The organism is Kluyvera chengduensis, from assembly GCF_044197065.1.
GTDB lineage: Bacteria > Pseudomonadota > Gammaproteobacteria > Enterobacterales > Enterobacteriaceae > Kluyvera > Kluyvera ascorbata_C.
Genome location: NZ_JBIQOI010000002.1, coordinates 351,798 through 368,585 on the forward strand (window position 1 = coordinate 351,798; position 16,788 = coordinate 368,585).

General features: G+C 53.4%; 17 protein-coding genes. 2 read left to right on the forward strand and 15 right to left on the reverse strand.

Annotation, left to right across the window (positions count from 1 at the left end; all coding sequences use genetic code 11):
* Positions 1-7: 7 nt before the first annotated feature.
* From ACH1XZ_RS07325 to ACH1XZ_RS07335, 3 genes are all read right to left on the reverse strand, one after another.
* The gene (locus ACH1XZ_RS07325; protein ID WP_395594995.1) at positions 8-1,165 is read right to left on the reverse strand and encodes an NADH-dependent flavin oxidoreductase; all 1,158 of its coding nucleotides are present in this window, start codon (positions 1,163-1,165) and stop codon (positions 8-10) included.
* A 115-nt stretch (positions 1,166-1,280) separates the two neighbouring features.
* A complete protein-coding gene (locus ACH1XZ_RS07330; protein ID WP_395594996.1) occupies positions 1,281-2,207 on the reverse strand; it encodes a LysR family transcriptional regulator in 927 nt (308 codons plus the stop codon).
* Positions 2,208-2,328: 121 nt separating this feature from the next.
* Positions 2,329-2,928 carry a hypothetical protein gene (locus ACH1XZ_RS07335; RefSeq protein WP_395594997.1) on the reverse strand — a complete coding sequence of 200 codons (600 nt, stop codon included), beginning with the start codon at positions 2,926-2,928 and terminating at the stop codon, positions 2,329-2,331.
* A 240-nt stretch (positions 2,929-3,168) separates the two neighbouring features.
* Here ACH1XZ_RS07335 and ACH1XZ_RS07340 point away from each other — a divergent pair, with 240 nt between their 5' ends.
* Positions 3,169-3,855, forward strand: coding sequence for a helix-turn-helix domain-containing protein (locus ACH1XZ_RS07340; RefSeq protein WP_395594998.1), 687 nt, complete (start codon positions 3,169-3,171; stop codon positions 3,853-3,855).
* Between the two features lie 2 nt (positions 3,856-3,857).
* Here the strand turns inward: ACH1XZ_RS07340 and ACH1XZ_RS07345 are convergent, their stop codons facing one another.
* The 11 genes from ACH1XZ_RS07345 to ACH1XZ_RS07395 form a co-directional block, all read right to left on the reverse strand.
* The gene (locus ACH1XZ_RS07345; RefSeq protein WP_395594999.1) at positions 3,858-5,546 is read right to left on the reverse strand and encodes a PglL family O-oligosaccharyltransferase; all 1,689 of its coding nucleotides are present in this window, start codon (positions 5,544-5,546) and stop codon (positions 3,858-3,860) included.
* A 4-nt stretch (positions 5,547-5,550) separates the two neighbouring features.
* Positions 5,551-6,222 (reverse strand): fimbrial biogenesis chaperone, encoded by a 672-nt coding sequence (locus ACH1XZ_RS07350; RefSeq protein ID WP_395595000.1) that lies wholly within the window; start codon positions 6,220-6,222, stop codon positions 5,551-5,553.
* A 14-nt stretch (positions 6,223-6,236) separates the two neighbouring features.
* Positions 6,237-6,746 carry a fimbrial protein gene (locus ACH1XZ_RS07355; protein ID WP_395595001.1) on the reverse strand — a complete coding sequence of 170 codons (510 nt, stop codon included), beginning with the start codon at positions 6,744-6,746 and terminating at the stop codon, positions 6,237-6,239.
* On the reverse strand, positions 6,746-7,237 hold the full coding sequence (locus ACH1XZ_RS07360) for a fimbrial protein (RefSeq protein WP_395595002.1): 492 nt from the start codon (positions 7,235-7,237) through the stop codon (positions 6,746-6,748). The genes ACH1XZ_RS07355 and ACH1XZ_RS07360 overlap by 1 nt, the downstream gene beginning before the upstream one ends.
* A 31-nt stretch (positions 7,238-7,268) precedes the next feature.
* On the reverse strand, positions 7,269-7,808 hold the full coding sequence (locus tag ACH1XZ_RS07365) for a fimbrial protein (RefSeq protein WP_395595003.1): 540 nt from the start codon (positions 7,806-7,808) through the stop codon (positions 7,269-7,271).
* A gap of 6 nt (positions 7,809-7,814) precedes the next feature.
* Positions 7,815-8,828 carry a fimbrial protein gene (locus tag ACH1XZ_RS07370; protein WP_395595004.1) on the reverse strand — a complete coding sequence of 338 codons (1,014 nt, stop codon included), beginning with the start codon at positions 8,826-8,828 and terminating at the stop codon, positions 7,815-7,817.
* Between the two features lie 15 nt (positions 8,829-8,843).
* Entirely contained in the window at positions 8,844-11,474 is a 2,631-nt protein-coding gene (locus tag ACH1XZ_RS07375) for a fimbrial biogenesis usher protein (protein ID WP_395595005.1), read from the reverse strand.
* 24 nt (positions 11,475-11,498) lie between these two features.
* Positions 11,499-12,215, reverse strand: coding sequence for a fimbria/pilus periplasmic chaperone (locus tag ACH1XZ_RS07380; protein ID WP_395595006.1), 717 nt, complete (start codon positions 12,213-12,215; stop codon positions 11,499-11,501).
* A gap of 41 nt (positions 12,216-12,256) precedes the next feature.
* Positions 12,257-12,802: a fimbrial protein gene (locus ACH1XZ_RS07385; protein ID WP_395595007.1), complete on the reverse strand. Its 546-nt coding sequence runs from the start codon at positions 12,800-12,802 to the stop codon at positions 12,257-12,259.
* A 53-nt stretch (positions 12,803-12,855) separates the two neighbouring features.
* On the reverse strand, positions 12,856-13,428 hold the full coding sequence (locus ACH1XZ_RS07390; RefSeq protein ID WP_395595008.1) for a fimbrial protein: 573 nt from the start codon (positions 13,426-13,428) through the stop codon (positions 12,856-12,858).
* 628 nt (positions 13,429-14,056) lie between these two features.
* Positions 14,057-14,365 (reverse strand): fimbrial protein, encoded by a 309-nt coding sequence (locus ACH1XZ_RS07395; RefSeq protein ID WP_395595009.1) that lies wholly within the window; start codon positions 14,363-14,365, stop codon positions 14,057-14,059.
* 392 nt (positions 14,366-14,757) lie between these two features.
* On the opposite strand from ACH1XZ_RS07395, the gene proX reads away from it, so the two are divergent.
* Positions 14,758-15,753 carry a glycine betaine/L-proline ABC transporter substrate-binding protein ProX gene (proX, locus tag ACH1XZ_RS07400; RefSeq protein ID WP_395595010.1) on the forward strand — a complete coding sequence of 332 codons (996 nt, stop codon included), beginning with the start codon at positions 14,758-14,760 and terminating at the stop codon, positions 15,751-15,753.
* A gap of 93 nt (positions 15,754-15,846) precedes the next feature.
* Here the strand turns inward: proX and catA are convergent, their stop codons facing one another.
* Entirely contained in the window at positions 15,847-16,773 is a 927-nt protein-coding gene (catA, locus tag ACH1XZ_RS07405) for a catechol 1,2-dioxygenase (protein WP_395595011.1), read from the reverse strand.
* Positions 16,774-16,788 lie beyond the last annotated feature (15 nt).

Here is a 16,788-nt window from a genome sequence, read left to right on the forward strand (position 1 = left end):
TTCTCGCCTACAGGTAGGTCACATTATCAATCTGGCGCTGCGTTTCATCATTCAGCCCCTGGATATCAAACCCAGGCATATCGCGAATGAATTCGAGGAACGGCGGCGCAATGCCGAGCAGGTCGAAATCCGCCGCGTGCAGCTGATAGCGAATCGTCTCTTCGTTACCCGCGGCCACCTTTTCCACCCAGTTCGGTTCAATGATTAGCTGATGCCCCAGTGCCACAAAATCAATGCCGCTCTGCATCACCTCTTCCGCCTGTTCCGGCGTACGGATATTACCGACAGCGATAATCGGTTTGCGCGGGCTCGCCGCTTTAAGCTGAGTGACAATCGGCGCCGTATTGTGCTTATCACGCAGGGATGGTCGCCAGACGGAACCTAGCGAGACGTGAATATAGTCCAGCGCCGTCTCCTGCAGCTTCTCGACAAAATAACGGGTATCGTCGAGGGTAATGCCGGGCTCTTCAATCTCTTCCGGCGACAGGCGATAGCCGATGATGAAATCCGCGCGGCCGTACTGCTGTTTCACCTTCATCACCGCGTCAATCACCGCCATCGGCAGCGCCAGTCGCTTATCCAGCGAACCGCCCCATTGGTCGGTACGGCGGTTAGAGTGCGGCGACACAAACTGCTGGAGCAGATAGGTGTTCGCACCGTGCAGTTCAATCCCGTCGAAACCGGCCAGAATGGCGCGGCGGGTCGCTTCGGCAAAATCATTGATAAGGCTGACGACTTCATCACCGCTCAATTCACGCGGCGTTTCAGCCCCTTGACGCGGTGCAGCGACCGCGCTGGCGCTGACCGGCTGGAGACCACGAGTGATCCACTGGTTGGTCATACGACCGGCGCTGAACATTTGCAGAATGGCTTTGGCGCCCCGGGCTTTTATCGCATAGGCCAGTTTTGCCAGCCCGGCGATTTTACCGTCATCCTCAACGCCTAATTGCCCTTCAAACCCTTTGCCCTCTTTGTTGATATAGGCCACCGGGGTAATAAACAGCCCTACGCCACCGGCACGCTGCTGCATATAGTGAATTTCTTCCAGGGTGACGGAGCCATCTTCAAATGACATCTGCTCCGTCATGGGCGGCAACACCACGCGGTTTTTAATTTCTACACCATTAGGCAAGGTAATAGGTTTAAGAAAACGATAGTCCTTCATGTCTGCTCCACGATAAAAATACTCAGACCGGAATGGTCATCGATGGTGGGCATACTAAAACAAACATTCGGGAATGTGTGTCCCATATCGGGGGCGTACAAGGCGCAGAAAAGGCTTACGCAGGGGTAATGCGCTCCCAGGGCGCACCGAGCGCCTGCCACTCTTCCGCAATCAGGTCGACAAAGCCGCGGATGCGCGGAGAAAGGTAGCGTTTGCTGGGATAAATAATACGTACCGGGTCCGGCGGGATCTTAAATTCGGTCAGAATAGCCACCAGCGTGCCTTGTGCCAGCGCCTCGGCAGCAAGGTAGTCCGGCAGTTGAATAATGCCAAAACCAGACAGCGCAGAGGAGAGCATCGCCTCCGAGCTATCAATATCAATACGCCCCGGCCCTTCATAGACAAATTCACCGTCGGGCGTTGCATAGCGCCAGCTCCGCCGCCGCTCTGCGCTGCGAAAGAAAATAGTGTCATGCTCGCGCAGCGCCTCGGGGGTGATCGGCATACCGCGCTCAGCGAGATAGCGGGGCGATGCGCAGGTAATCATATGCTGGGTGGCGATGGTACGGGTCAGGATGCGCGAATCCACCCGCGGCGCGCCAATACGAATGGCGATATCAAACCCTTCATCGATAAGATCCACAAAACGATCGGTAAAAACCACATCGGCACGTAGCGCAGGCGATGCCCGTAAAAAGCGGTCAATAACCGGTAAAATATGGCGCTGCCCCAAGGAAAGCGGTGCGGTTAACCGTAGCGTCCCTGTCGGTTTTTCACGCCGCAGCGCCATGGCGTCATCGACCGCTTCAAGGTCTTCCAGGATACGTTTGCAGCGCTCATACATAATGCACCCTTCCTCTGTCAGACTAAGCTGACGGGTGGTACGGGTGAGCAGCCGCACGCCGAGCTGCGCTTCAAGACGCGTAATGCTTTTACCAATGGCCGAACGCGACAGGCCCACGCTGGTCGTCGCCCGGGTATAGCTGCCAGCATCGACCGCGGCGATAAACGCCGCAATATCGCCAATACGGTTGAGTTCCATGTCCGCCTCACTTATACGGGAAAAATATTCCCCAAATACGAGCAGTATAGCGAGCGCAAACATCCCCGGATAGCGACAACATCGGCGTCAGGAAACAGCCAATATTTCGCGAGTGATACCGTCAGGCTTTTTCACGCGACAGTTTGCGCTTTTCACACGGGGCAGCGCCCGCCTGCGGAATGAAAATCGCCTTAATCACATCATAAAAAATATGGCTGTTTCTGATGTTGAATTGATGCATTGCATCGCGCTTGATAGCGCTGACTCTTTTTTCCGAGCGTCCCGTGATGCGGGTTAATAGCTCCGGCTTCATTCCCATGCTGAGCGATAGCAGAATAAACAGTTCATTATCCGACAACGAAAAATACTGCGCCTGTTCAATTTCCTCGCGAGGCTCCCGACTCTGCACATCTATCAGCACGTGGCTCACGTTGTTTTTAATACTATAAACCACCAGCCCCCGGCACTTGCGCAATAAATAGCCAACTATCAAGGGTGATATTGCTTCCGTGAGTACCATGACGTTCTGGTACAAAAATCGAGCGGGCTCTGCCTTCAGGGCATCAATCGTTTGGCGAATATCCAGGTCATTGAGTACGATAATAGCGTCTATCGGCGCATTGTTAATTTTATACTGAGGTGCTTCAGAAGACGAAAAATTTAATATTTCTTTAACACCATAATTAAGAAATATATTATCACTAAAGCTGACAACCTCCATCTACATTACTCCCGGTAGCCTTTTTCACTGTAAAATATTAACCAGCAAGAAATATTATTACAACAGATGCCGCCGTCCATTATTGGACTCATTCTTTGCATCTAAAATACCGATTTCGGACTCCATTAAAGGATTAGTCTTATTCGACATAATAAATCAAAAACAATCATTAACATCAGCTATATAATCCAATTTCGGCATGCTATACTCTTTTCATATTACTTCACCGAGAAATAATGCATGTCGCAATCAGATGATTTACCTCGTCCATTGCACGCCTTCGAGTTTAGCCAAAAAACTAAGCCACTAAAGGCAATAATGGATTTACATAAAGTATTAGCACCTTTTGGTACGGCCTTTACCCTGAATGCCGCCACTAAAATGTTGCTCAGTAACGACAGGGAAACAGCGTTTATTTTATTGGTGACCACCGGATGCTTTTCCGTGAGTCACGCGCAGGTTGATTTGCATATGGCTACCGTATTCGCGCCTACCGTCGTAGGTCTCATCGACGGCTACAGCCTATACTACGATGTTCAGGCACGCCCGCAGCACTATATTCGCGCGGAAACAGACTGTACCGGATGGATTATTCCGCTGGATCTCTTTGTTGAGAAGTGTGATGAATTTAATTTATGGCATGATATTGCCAGGATTCTGGCGCAGCGCGTCATGGTGATGAGCGCCCGCGACAGCGAACTGGTGGGCAACGATGCCTACAGTAAAATTCGCTCACTGTTAATGGAATTATGGCTTTACCCTGAAGATATCCGCCTGCAAATTAAAGTTTCTTCATTTATTCAACGCCGCACGCGAATTTCGCGCAGCCGAATCATGGACGTTCTCGCTGAATTAAAAAAAGGAAATTATATCGAAATGAAATCAGGTGTCCTGACCGCTATGGATAAATTACCTGTCGCCTTCTGATATTATTGAAAACGAGGTTCTTCGCTAAATAATCGTTGCGCTTCAGATTTTAACGTTTGGCCGGCAAACGTATTACCCAAAAATAAATTAACGTTGATCATATTATCGTACATGTCGTCATCAACCCAGATATTTAGCCAATTATCCGCCTGAGCGGTGAACGCCAATAACGCCTGCCGATCGCCGGAATGTTGATATTCCACAATCAATGCCTGTGCGCGATCTTTCTTTAACCGCTCAATACCTAACCCCGTCTCATGTAGCGTTAGCACCTCACGGTAATCGTTGTCGGGCTGTTGTTCAAAACCGGTTAAAACCTCCTGTTGGCGCAGCGTCGCTAAAACCACAAACGCCCACAGCCAGACGCCACTCAATATCAGCGCAGAAAACCATGGGAGCCGTGAAAACGTCAACGTACGCGCAGCGTCCTGCTCAGCGCTGGCAAGACTCAGCAATAAAATAAAGGTTAGCCAGTGCGCGGTCGATTGGTAGAACGGGTATTCCACTTGGGTATGGAGCAGCAAAGGGAGTAAGCAGCACAACAGCGACAGCCTTGAGCGGGTGGTTCGCCGTAGAAATATCACCCCGCCCGCCCACGCCATCATCACCAGCCCCAATAGTGCGACAACACCCCCTTCCACCCACCAGTAGAGGATTTCATTATGCGGATGCGGGATGACGCGTATGCCGTTGTCAATCGGCACCGCGCGGTCGGCAATAAAGTGGCTAAAGTGCCAGACATAGCCACCATATCCCCAACCGAACACGGGATGTTCTGCAATCATGCGCCCGGTTTCGCGCAAAATCATCAGCCGTTGCAGCGTGGAGCCTTGATGCTGTGCCAGCGCATCGGTCAGTGAGATGGGCATCATCAGCGCCCCGACATAGGCCCCGACCACCGGCAGCCCCAGCAGCACAACCCGTCGCCAGACGGGATTCTCTCGCCAGTAGAGACCGGCCATTCCACCATACACGCCGAGCGCACTAAGCCAACCAATGCGCGATTGGATCTCAGTTAGCGCGCAGAACATCACCAGAATCGCCGCGCTGGCCAGCGCCATACGCCAGGTCTCCAGACGCGGATCCTGACAGCGAAAAAAGGGGGACCCGATACTGTATAACCACACCGCCGCGCCACAGGCCAGAAACGATCCCGCCACGTTTCGCTGCTGAAACACGCTGATATTTCCCGGTGACGCTGCCAGCACCTGTTGTTCAAACCCCGGGAGCATGACCGGAAGATGCAGCCCCAACAGGCTGTAGACCGCCTGTATCAGCCCGGCCAGCGCCACCAGATACAGCACTATCTGCCGCTGACGAAGGCTAAAGCGGCAGTTTGTCATCAGTAGCAGCAGAAACACGCCTCCCCACAGTCCGGCGAAGCGCGGCAGCGCCTCAAGCCGCCAATCAGCGCCAGGGCTCCACGCCAGCGGTACGCTCATCAACAGCGCGCCGAAGATTATCCACCGGGTGCCCGGCATCAGGATTAACGTGGTGCGAATCAACGATGACCAGCCGCAGCCGAGCATCACCAATAGGCAAAACCAGACCCACAGCGAGGTCGGCAGTTCGCTACCAGTGCCGCCCATATTGGGTATCACCAGATGCATCACGACGAGGTAAATCACGGCCAACATAACCACTAACATGGTGGAAATCGGGTGGGTAACGTCCCTGTTTTGCTTCTCCATCGCCTTACCTCAAGGTCTGCGTCAGTTCGGGCATGACGCGCCCATAATCATTGATAGTTTGCCACTGCACCACGCAGGCTCCCGCCGCCGGACATCCGTTTTTCGCGTCGCTTGCGAACGGCGCGATCATCCCTGCATTGTCAACCGTGCTACCGTTCACCCGCAGATTAAACAGCGTGACGTAATACGGCGTCGGGTTGCTTATCTGAACCTGCCGCCCCTGCTTTTTCCATACCAGTTGACGATAAGCCTCCTCTTCGCGCCCTTTCAGGCCTGCCGGGCGATAGAAAAGCTTCATCCGACTACGGATAGCCACCTGCAGCGAGTTTGGCGGTTGTTTCCCCTGCGTTTCTGGAATGCTGGCCACGCTCAGCCAGAACAGGCTTTCCCGGTCGGCTGGCAGGTCGCCGCCGATACGCATAATGCGCACAATATTGCTATGGCCTGGCAGCAGTGGAAATAGGGGCGGCGTAGTCATAAACGGCACGTCATTACCCGCCTGGCCCTGCGCATTCAACACTTTCGACAGGACAAGATAACGTTGTTGCGCGGTGTTATTCACCGTAAAGGTGATACTCGGTTTGTCGGCATCAAAAATAAACCGGGTACCGTCAACGGTGACGCCCGCATGGGCCCCAAAGCAGCAAGCCAGCAGCGCAAAAACGGTCTTTTTCATCACAGCGTCCCTCACTATTGCCAGGTCAGCGTAAACGTCGCGGTTGCATTTGCCGTACCGCTGGTCACGCTATTCGCCGTCGCAATATAGCGAGCGTAGAAAGTAAACTGATTGTCGGTGAGCGTCGGGTCCAGCGCATAACGCGCGGAGGCCTGGTTCAGCGGCAGACGGGTATGATCGGCATTTTGCAGTTCGATACCAATCCCCTGCGCCGCATCGCGGTCGCTATCGACAGCCAGCAGCGTTTTATCGTCGTTATCCGCCGCGCCGCTGAAGGTAAAATCGACGCCCGTGGCGGCCGCACCGCACTTTTGCAGGTCGATGACAAAGGCCACCGGCTGCGAACCGCTACCCTGGGTGGCAAACTGTTTCGCGGAGATATCCCCCAGCGGCACAGTTTGGGCCTGTGAGGACGGCGCCACAATACAGGTATTGTCCTGAATGGTACCGCTGACGTTAACGGTGCCGTCGTGAGCCTGAACGCCCGCACAGGCCAGCAGGAGAAGCATGAGGTTAACTTTCATTACTGGTAACTCAGGTCAAAGTACATAACCGACGACGCGTTACCGGCGGTAACCGGGATTTTCGTCGCCATATAGCGCAGGTAAAAGGTCAACGTGTTGTCACCTTCGCCTAGCGCAAAAGGCTTGCTCTGGCTATTCAGCGGGATCTGCCCGCCGTCTTTATCCAGCACCTCGACCCCCACGCCGCTCGCCATATTGCCGCCGCCGCTGGTATCACTGAGCGCCAGTAGCGTGGTGTTATCGGTATCAGCATCGCCGCTGAAGGTAATGGCCCCACCCGCAATTTCTGCCGTGCAGTTATTGAGGGTAATGCTTAATAGCGCTTTGCCCTGGACGTCACCGACGCTGCTAAAGCTGTTGGCGGCAAAATCGCCGATGCGAATATTTTTAGTCTGGCTGTTGCTGTCCACGTCGCAGCTGCTGGCATAAATTGACCCGGTAATATTGACCGTGCCGTCATGGGCCATTGCCGCCAGGCTTAGCGTACTCATCAAAAAAAAGACACAGGCTTTCATCGTCCGCTCACTGGTAGGTCACATCGAAATACATCACCGACGAGGCGTTACCGGCGGTGACCGGGATCTTCGTCGCCTGATAGCGCAGGAAGAAGGTCAACGTATTGTTGTCACCTTCCTGTAACGTCTGGCTGTCGCTTGCAGTGTTGATAGGCACGCTTTTTTTATTGGCATCGAGGATCTCCACGCCGACGCCGGAGGCCATCCCACCTTTGCCTGCGGTGTCGGATAACGCGAGAAGCTTGCTGTTATCGTTATCCTGCGTACCGCTAAACATCACCGAGGCTCCGGCGATGCCGCTGCTACAGTTATTCAGCCGAATCAGCAGGTCCGCCGTGGCTGAGACGTCCCCTACCGCATGAAACGCGTTGCTGCTGAAGTTGCCGATAAAAATGGTTTGCAGCGTGTCTGCCGTTTCAACATCGCAGGTGGACGCCACGACGGTACCGCTCATATCAATTTCCACACCGTTATCCGCCGCATAACCGGTGGACAGGCACAGCGCCCAGCTTGCCGCCAGCCAGTATTTCTGCTTCCCGAACATCATGACGCCTCAGTTAAAGTCGACCACGATATAGGCCTGCGCATGGAACACTCCCTGCTGCGGCTTTTTACCGGTGGCGCTGATAGGAAAGACGGTAAACGGTACCGTCGCGGCGTAGTTATCAAGCTGGAACGCAATTGTGCCGGTGTTAGGGGTAATCACGTTGCCGAGAATATCGGTGAACTGAACGGCGATATCACTGTTGTCGCTGGCAATCGCCGTCGGTTCATTGACGTCAGCCTGCCCCTGAAAACGGAAGCTCAGGCTTGCCATTTCGCTCACGCCCCCCGAACACTTCACCGGCACCTGTTTACTCACTGGAGTAAATCCTGAAGGTTTTTGCCCTTTGGTTTTGAAGTTGCCGGAGGAGAGGGTGCCAAAGTCGATGGTGATCACCTGGTTGCTATTCACCTCACAGCTTTGCGGCACGGTAATCGAACCGCTAAACGAGATGGTATAAACCGGCGTGCCGAACGGCGAACTGTTGTTACGGTTGATGTAGACGTTAAATAACCGCGTCTGGGGGATCGTCACGTTACCAACAAAAGGCCTGGCGATTTTTATCTGCAACGTGATGTTAGAGTCTGAAACCGGGAAGTCACAGCCATCGGAAACGCAGCCATCCTGGCCCATTTTGGCGTAGTTTGCCGGAGCATAAATATCACCCGCGACCGCATCAGTGACCCGCAGCGCCCCCTCAAGATAGTCGTTGAGCTGAAGGTATTTCCAGTTGCCGGACGTCTCAACCACCGGGTAGTTTGAGACGTAGGAACGATAGGTGTAATTGTTCTGGTTAGCGATCACCTTTGGGCACTTTGCACTCATATTGATATCGCCAGAACGCACTACCTGGGTGGTTTTACCCGCCACGTTCGTATCCGCCGTCATTGACGACGAAACGTCAAAGTTCTCGTTTTGTGTCGACCCTGTGGCGTTGGAACAGCTGTCCGACGAGCCAGCAAACGCCGTGCTGGCTGCGCTCAGCAGCAGTAAACTAAACAGCATTTTAATTAATATTTTCATGTGGTTTCCGCAGAGTTATTGGCAGGTTTCCGCCACTCGGTTAAATGTGGTCATCTGGTCAGCTGAGAGTTGATACGCCACCGAGCAGCGTTTATCGTCGCCCTGCCCCCACTGCACTGTCAGCGTGCCAGACTGCGGCAGACCGGAGAGATACACCTGCCCGTCATCACCCACCAGGCTGCTCTGCTGGCTATCACTCAACGTCACCGTCGAACCAAACGGCACCGGTTTGTGGCTGTGATTGAGCGTCATCAGCACCCGCGCGCCGATGTGGGCATTAAATTCCGCACGTACCATCGCGCCCTGCGTCGGTACCACGTTCACCACCGCGTCATCGATGTCAACGTTTTGCCCCATGGAGTTGGTGTCCAGCGCCACGCGATTCTGGCGATAGGTAGTGGCGTAAGGCACGACCGCATAGCCGCGCCAGTCGGTTTTAATGCCGGTGGTATTTTCCAGTTCAACGCCCGCAGCACCCGGCGCTTTCACCAGAATATTGGTGTCACCCAGCGGCTGACTGAGGGTGACGCCGTTGCGATGCACCACCACGCCGCCGCTCATGCCATAGTTACGCTGGTGATATCCGTCGCTGTAGTTGTAGCCCGCTTTCAGGTTACCGTAGGTGCCCTGATAGCTCAGGCTGGCGTTGCCGCTGTCACCGGTGCCATGGTTGCCGTAGCTCTCCTGCACGTTGTAGCTCAGGTTGTTTTCATCCAGCAGCGTGCCGTTGACGCCCGCCGTCTGTGAAGTTTTACCGTGACGGTCGGTACTCATGTTGTACGACGCATTCAGGGTATTTGCCGCGTGATACACGTCAGCGTTTCCGCGCCCAGATAGCCATTCGCCAATAGGCAGCGACACGTTAAAGGCGTAAACCTGGTCAGCCTCGCTCTCCCCGGGTGAACGGTCATAGTTCCAGCTCAAGCCGTAGGAAATGTTATTCCAGCTACCGTTGTAGCCCACCTGAATAAGCCGGTCAGTTTCATCGGTATGCCAGTAGCTTTGTTCCGAACCAGTGACAAAAAGCGATCCGTTATCGCCTACCGACTGCGAAATGTTGATCTGTACCTTGCCTTTTTTGGTGTAGTAGAGATTGTAAAAATCAGTCCAGTCCGGCTTATCCTGCTTGCCATCATGGTCCTCATCCTGAAAAGCGTCGTCGCCGGTATAGCCGTCCATATGCTGATAGGTGGTTTCATCAAGGGTGTAGAACCCTTGCGTCGAATAGCGATAGCCCAGTAGCTGGAAGTTAGTCCCCAGCGAGTTCAACGCCTTGGCGTACAGAAATCGCACGGATTGTCCTTCGTGCTGGCTGCCGTCCACCAACGTACTGTTGGCCTGGGTGATATCCGTCGATACCGCGCCAAAATCGCCCATATTGAGCCCGACACCCAAGGCAAATGCCCGGTAGTCCGATGACACCTGGCTACCGCCATAAGCGGTAAAACCTTTCGGCAACCCCCAGATGATCGTCCCCTGGGTAAAGTTGACCTCATCCTGCTGATCGTTGCTGCTCCGGTATTTCCCGGCGGTTAGCGCATATTTCACGCGCCCTTCACGCTGCAACAACGGCACCGCCGAATACGGCACCGTGTAGCTGTTTTCGCTGCCGTCAGTCTCCTGCACCGTCACCTGTAAATCACCGCTTGATGAGGTGGGATAGAGATCGGTAATGGCAAACGCCCCCGGCGACACGTAGGTCTGGTATATGACGTAGCCGTTTTGCTTGATGGTCACTTTGGCATTGCTACGGGCAATACCGCGCACGGTTGGCGCAAAGCCTTTCAAGCTGTCGGGCAGCATATTGTCGTCAGAGACTATCTGCGCGCCGCGAAAGCCGAGCGAGTCAAACACGTCCGACGGCGTATAACTTTCGCCAAGCGTCAGCTCGGCCTTTAAAGGAATAATGGCTCGCTCAGCGTAGGTGCTGATATGCTCCCATTGGTTCTGCGAATCCCCCTCGCCGTGGCTGTAGTTCCAGGTCGAATAGTCGCGCAAACGCCATGCGCCAAGGTTCAGTCCACTTTGCAGGTTCAGGTAATAACTGTCCTGGCTACTGCTCCCGCCGCTGTTGCTGCCGGAAAAGTCATAGTTCAGGGTCATAGCGTTAATTCCCTGATCCCACTGTTCAGGCGGAATATAGCCGCGCGCGCTTTGCTTCATCCCGGCCTGCGGAATGCTCACGTCCAGCTTCTGGTGTTCAAAATCAAAACGCGTACTGCCGTCAGGAATGGCGGCAAACGGCACGCACTGGTCGGCAGCCAGCGTTTTTAGCGCCGGGAAGGCGTTCTGGTTAAGCCCCATCGCTTCGAGACGCGTAAGGGTGAAGCACGGTGACAGGCCGGTATCGTCCTGGCTTTTTTTATCCGTTTTAAAGTCGACATCTTCGCTGGAAATAAACTGCTGGTTGATATAGATATCAACCCGATATTTCCCCGGAGCTTGTCCATTGCTATTTTCTAAACGCGACAGATCCGCCACCGCAGAATTATCACCGGATAAAAATGCGGGGTTAAAATAGTTATCCGCACACGCCGTATAGGGAATAGCGCCTAGCGCTGCCGGCAAAATAAAGGTGTAGCCATACTGTCGACAGCGCAAAACCCGCGCGATTGACCGAGTGGCATAACGAATGCGCTGTGTCATTATTTCGCCGACCTGTCCCACGAATTAGTCCATTACCGCATGCTGTTTTGGCGTATTCGCGCCGTAATCATTCACCGTCTGGAAGGTGATCTCACCGTGCGCCGTTGATGGCACGCTGAGGCTGCTCTGTCCTAATGGCGGAACCATCGTGGCGGGAAGCACGGCGGTGCCTTCGGTAAGCTCAATGAGCGTCACGTAATACGGCGTGGGATTTTTAATCGTCAGCTGCGAGCCAGTCTGATGAAAACGCAGCTTCGCGGGTGCGTCGGCAGGCGACATACTCAGCCCTTTCGGGCGGACAAACAGTTTGATACGGTTCAGGACGGCAATTTGCAGCGTATTTTTATTTTGCGATTCCTTCGTCGCTGCCGGAATGGCTTTGACGTTCATCCAGTACAAACTTTCACGGTCTTTAGGCAATGATGCCTCCTGGCCGATATACATCACCCGCAGGGTATTTTCTTTTTTCGGTTTAATCACAAACAGCGGCGGTGTGACCACAAAATCACTGCTCTTTTTGCTGTCAGCGTTTTCCACCCACGACTGAATTAAAAAGACGCCCTGGCTATCGGTATTATTAACCGACAATGAAATTTGCTCGCTTCCCTGAGGATAAATAACCCGCGTGGCGCCCAACGCAATACCGCCGTAGTCGGCAGCCTGAGCGAGCGGCGAGAATAACGGCAGGCTGGCTAACGTCAGCGCCGTCGCCCATAAGCCGGTTCGGGAAAAAATAGACATGAGTTACCTTTTAATAAAATACGCCCGCCGCGGCGGAATAATTACATGTAAGTCAGCGTGAACCAGGTTTGCGCATCCGCCTCGCCAGGCGAGACGTTTTCCGCCGTAGCCCGGTATTTGGCAACAAAGTTCAGCACGTTAGTGTCATCTTTTAGCGTGGTAAACAGCTGCGGCGATGTATTCGGTACAATCGTATTCCCACTGCTATCAAAAATGCCGATGCCCACGTGAGCCGCGCTGCCTGCGCCGCTGGTCACCGCCAGTACGGTTGGATCGTTCTCATCGGTCACGCCGTTAAACGCCACGCCGACCTGCTGGCTGATGGTGATGTCACAGTCCTTGAGCACGATGGTGAACGGCTGCGGGTTTCCCCAGGTGCCGGTGCCGCTAAACAGGCTGGAGCGCACCTGCCCCATGTCCACCGTCTGCGCATCGCTATTGGTATCCACCGCGCAGGCGGCTTCCACCACCGCGCCGGTAAAATGCACGTCCCCACCAGGTACGGTCACCACATGGTGATTACCGGCCAAGGCGAGCGGTATCAGGACGTTCAGCAGCAGCGCCAGACCCGGTTGCGATAGCTTCATCCCTACTCCCCTTCACAAAATAGCCGTCCGTGGCTTTGGCCCTTCCTGAAAAATTACTGGTAGGTAACGTTAAAGGTCGCCGTTGCGTCGACGTTACCGGCGGTCAGCGTACTGGAAGTGCTGACGTAGTCCGCAGAGAAGCTCATGACGTTATCACCGTCGATAAGCGTGGCGGCTTTAGACGCTTTGCCCAGATCAAGCGCAGTGCCGTCGGTGTCATAAATCTGCACGCCAACCCCCTGCGCACCGCCCGCACCGGCCATGTTGTCCAGTACGCCAGCGCTGCCTTCCGCCGCCGCACCGTTAAAGGTCACGGTTGCCTCGGTAGACACCTGAGTGTCACAGTCGGTCAGCGTGATGCTGAACGGGGTTTTCTGGTTTGCCGCCGTGCCCGCCACCGGTTGTTCACCGAAGGCCGCCAGACGAACCTGACCCATATCAACAGTTTTGTTGACGGAGTCTTGCGCAACAGCACAGGCCGCGTTAACCACCGAACCGGTAAAGTGAACGGAACCACCGGTCACAGTCGTTGGACCCGTTGCATCGCTAGAACCGCCCATTGCCATTGCGGACGTCCCCACCATCATTAATGCCAGTGCCAGTCCTTTAACCGTAAAATTTTTCATTCTCATTGCCTTTGGGTTGTCAAAATTAATATTTCCGTGATGTTTAAGACAAAATAAGGGAACGTTCCCATTTAATGAATTAAATAGTCTGCAAAGTAATTATTGAATTGGATAATTTTTCTCGCAGCAATCGCTACTAATAATATTCTGTCGTCAGATCGTCCTGACCTGATGGCGGCGATTATCCACAATAGGACTATTGATTTACAACGCCGTTTTTTTCCGATAGTGGACAGTTATTTTTTCTTTGATTGATGCTTCATTCGAAGCTGGTGACATAACATATTGTTTTTCATCAACATGAAAAAACAGAAAAATGTTAATTTTGTGTTTAAATACCACCTAGGTAGTATTTATATGATGAAATGGAATAGCGTTTCAGCGGTAGATAATATTTATTATTTTATACCCCAAAAATAAACCTTTCGGGTAAAAATAACAGTAAATAATAATGCATTTTTTATTTATAAAAATGTTTGCAGGACATTCATAGGAAAAGACTTTTTTACTCGTCGTTTTCTTACTAGTTTAGTAGGGGATTACCGTCTGATGAACGAGATAATGTACAAAAAGAACGGAAAAACGGCCTTCCCACCTGGCAGGAGAAGAGCCGTTTTTTATCGAAAACTTAAAAATAGTTAATGGTTACTTCGCGAAGTTCAGGATGACCGGGTAACGTTCTTTGACTGACGGAACCCAACGATTGCATAGAAATCGAATCACCAGAGGTCGGAACCACCATCTGCTGCATCTGTTTTTTGCCGTTTCGATAACAGGTAACCTGCAGGGTTTGCCTCTGGGGGACCGCATTGCAAGCGCCCTCAACGATGCTGCCAACGAAGTGAATTCTTCCCGATGTGGCTCGGTCCTGGGCCTGAGCCATTGGTGATAAGGTTAAAGCGGCCAAGGCCAGACAAACTACGCGTGCTGTATTCATTTTCAGACCCCACATCCTGTGAGCAATACCGGCAACGCGATTTTTCGCCCTGCCTCCTTTTAATGCCTGTTTCGCAAAGAAAAAGTCATCCAGATAACTATAGCTCCCATCATTTTTTCCGGTATCCGTTATTTGTCGTATTTATCGGTTTTATCCGTAATTTTGCGAGCTGTATCATATTAATTTTAAGATTAACCCTAGCCTAAAAACACAATAAAACGGTCATTTTGCAGGTATTCCGGATTGCCAGCCCGTCACGATATGTTATGGTAAAGTTATTATTGTTAATTAACTAAGGAATTGTTTTCACACCTTTCTCTATTTCCACCTTTTATCCAAGCGGGAATAACCTGTCACTTCTGGCTTAACACGCGAAAATAACAAGGTCTATTATGCAAACTACAACAAAAAGCGCCTTTACTCTGGTCGCCATACTAACCTCTTCTACACTCTATGCCGCAGACCTTCCCGGCACAGGTATTACGGTGCATCCGGTGCAAAGTCCCCTACCGGAAGAGACCTTTCAAACCGAGATTATCAACCGCGCGCTGAAGCAGCTTGGCTACGATGTCGCCCCTATCGAAGAGGTGGAGTACAACGTTGCCTATACCTCGATTGCTTCCGGTGACGCCACGTATATGGCAGTCAACTGGATGCCGCTACAGCAGGATATGTACAATGCCAGCGGCGGCGATAAAAAATTCTACCGTCAGGGCACCTATATTAGTGGCGCGGCGCAGGGCTATTTGATCGATAAAAAAACCGCCGACAAATACCACATTAGCGATATTTCGCAGTTGAAAGACCCTAAGCTCGCGCAGCTATTTGACGCCAACGGTGACGGCAAAGCGGATTTAGCAGGCTGTAACCCCGGCTGGGTGTGCGGCTCGGTGATTGATACCCAAATTAAAGCGTACGGTCTTGATAAGACGGTGACGCAAAACCAGGGCAACTATGCGGCGATTATTGCCGACACTCTCTCCCGCTATAAGGCCGGAAAGCCGGTACTCTACTGGACCTGGACGCCGTATTGGGTCAGCGATGAGCTAAAACCGGGGAAAGACGTGGTGTGGCTGACCGTGCCGTTCTCGGCGAATCCGGGCACGCTTAAGGATTTGAATACCGAGCTGCCAAACGGCAAGAACTACGGTTTTGCGGTGAACAACGAGTACATCGTCGCCAATAAAGAGTGGGCGGCGAAAAACCCGGCGGCGGCGAAGCTGTTTGCCGTGGCGAAACTGCCGCTGGCGGATGTGAATGCCCAGAATCAGCTGATGCATACCGGGAAATCAACGCCGGAGGATATTCAGAGCCACGTTGACGGGTGGATTAAAGCCCACCAGCAGACGTTTGATGGTTGGATAAAAGAGGCGCTGGCGGCGAAGTAAGGCGCAGTCCCGGGGTCGCATTCGCTCGCCCGGGCTACCATAGAGTGTAGCCCGGCCAAGCGCAGCGCCGCCGGGGCGGCACCGCGCCTCAAATCACTCCATCACACGCGCACGCTTAATCCGGCTCTCTTCGCTGGTCTCAGCGGATTCCACCAGCGCAAAGCTAAAGCTTACCTCGGTATGAGGTTGGTTGATGTTGCGTTGCTGAGAAAGCGCCTCATCGGTGATTTTCACCGGGTCGGCAATCAGCTCTTCGCGGGTGGCGAAGGCAAAATCGTCCCACAGGTAGGCATCGCCATTGAGGTTAATCTGCGTGGTCAGGTGCTTATAGCCCGGTGCCGACACGAAGAAATGAATGTGCGCCGGACGATTACCGTGACGGCCTAACTGGTTCAGCAGCTTCTGCGTTGGGCCATCCGGCGGGCAGCCGTAACCGCAAGGCACAATGCTCCGCACCGCGTAGCGCCCGTCTGCGCCGGTTTCCACGCGACGGCGCAGGTGGTATTCACTCTGCGACTGGTCAAAGAACGAGTAGCCTCCCAGCGTGTTCGCATGCCAGATATCCACCACCGCACCCGCCACCGGATTGCCGTCGAGGTCAGTCACCTGCCCGTGCAGCCACATCGGCTCGCCCTGCTCGCTGCCATCGTCCATGCGCGCAAACTGCTTGCTGAGCGGTGCGCCCGCCACGTACAGCGGCCCTTCGATGGTGCGCGGCGTGCCCACGTTGTGACCGGCGGCGGCCTCTTTTTCATCGGCGCGCATATCCAGGTAGTGCTCCAACCCCAGCCCAGCCGCCAGCAGCGCCGCTTCTTTGCGCTCGCCCAGCTCGTTCAGGTAGTTCACCGCCAGCCAGAACTCTTCGTCGGTGATATCAAATTTGCGGATGGTCTGACACAGGTCGCTCAGTAACTGATGCATGATAGCTTTGAAGCGATCGTTGCCCTGCTCGGCGTTCAGTCCACTGCTGATGGCCAGTAAGGATTCCAGTTCGGTCTGTTTTGCGGGATTAACGGACATTGCGTATTCCTCTTC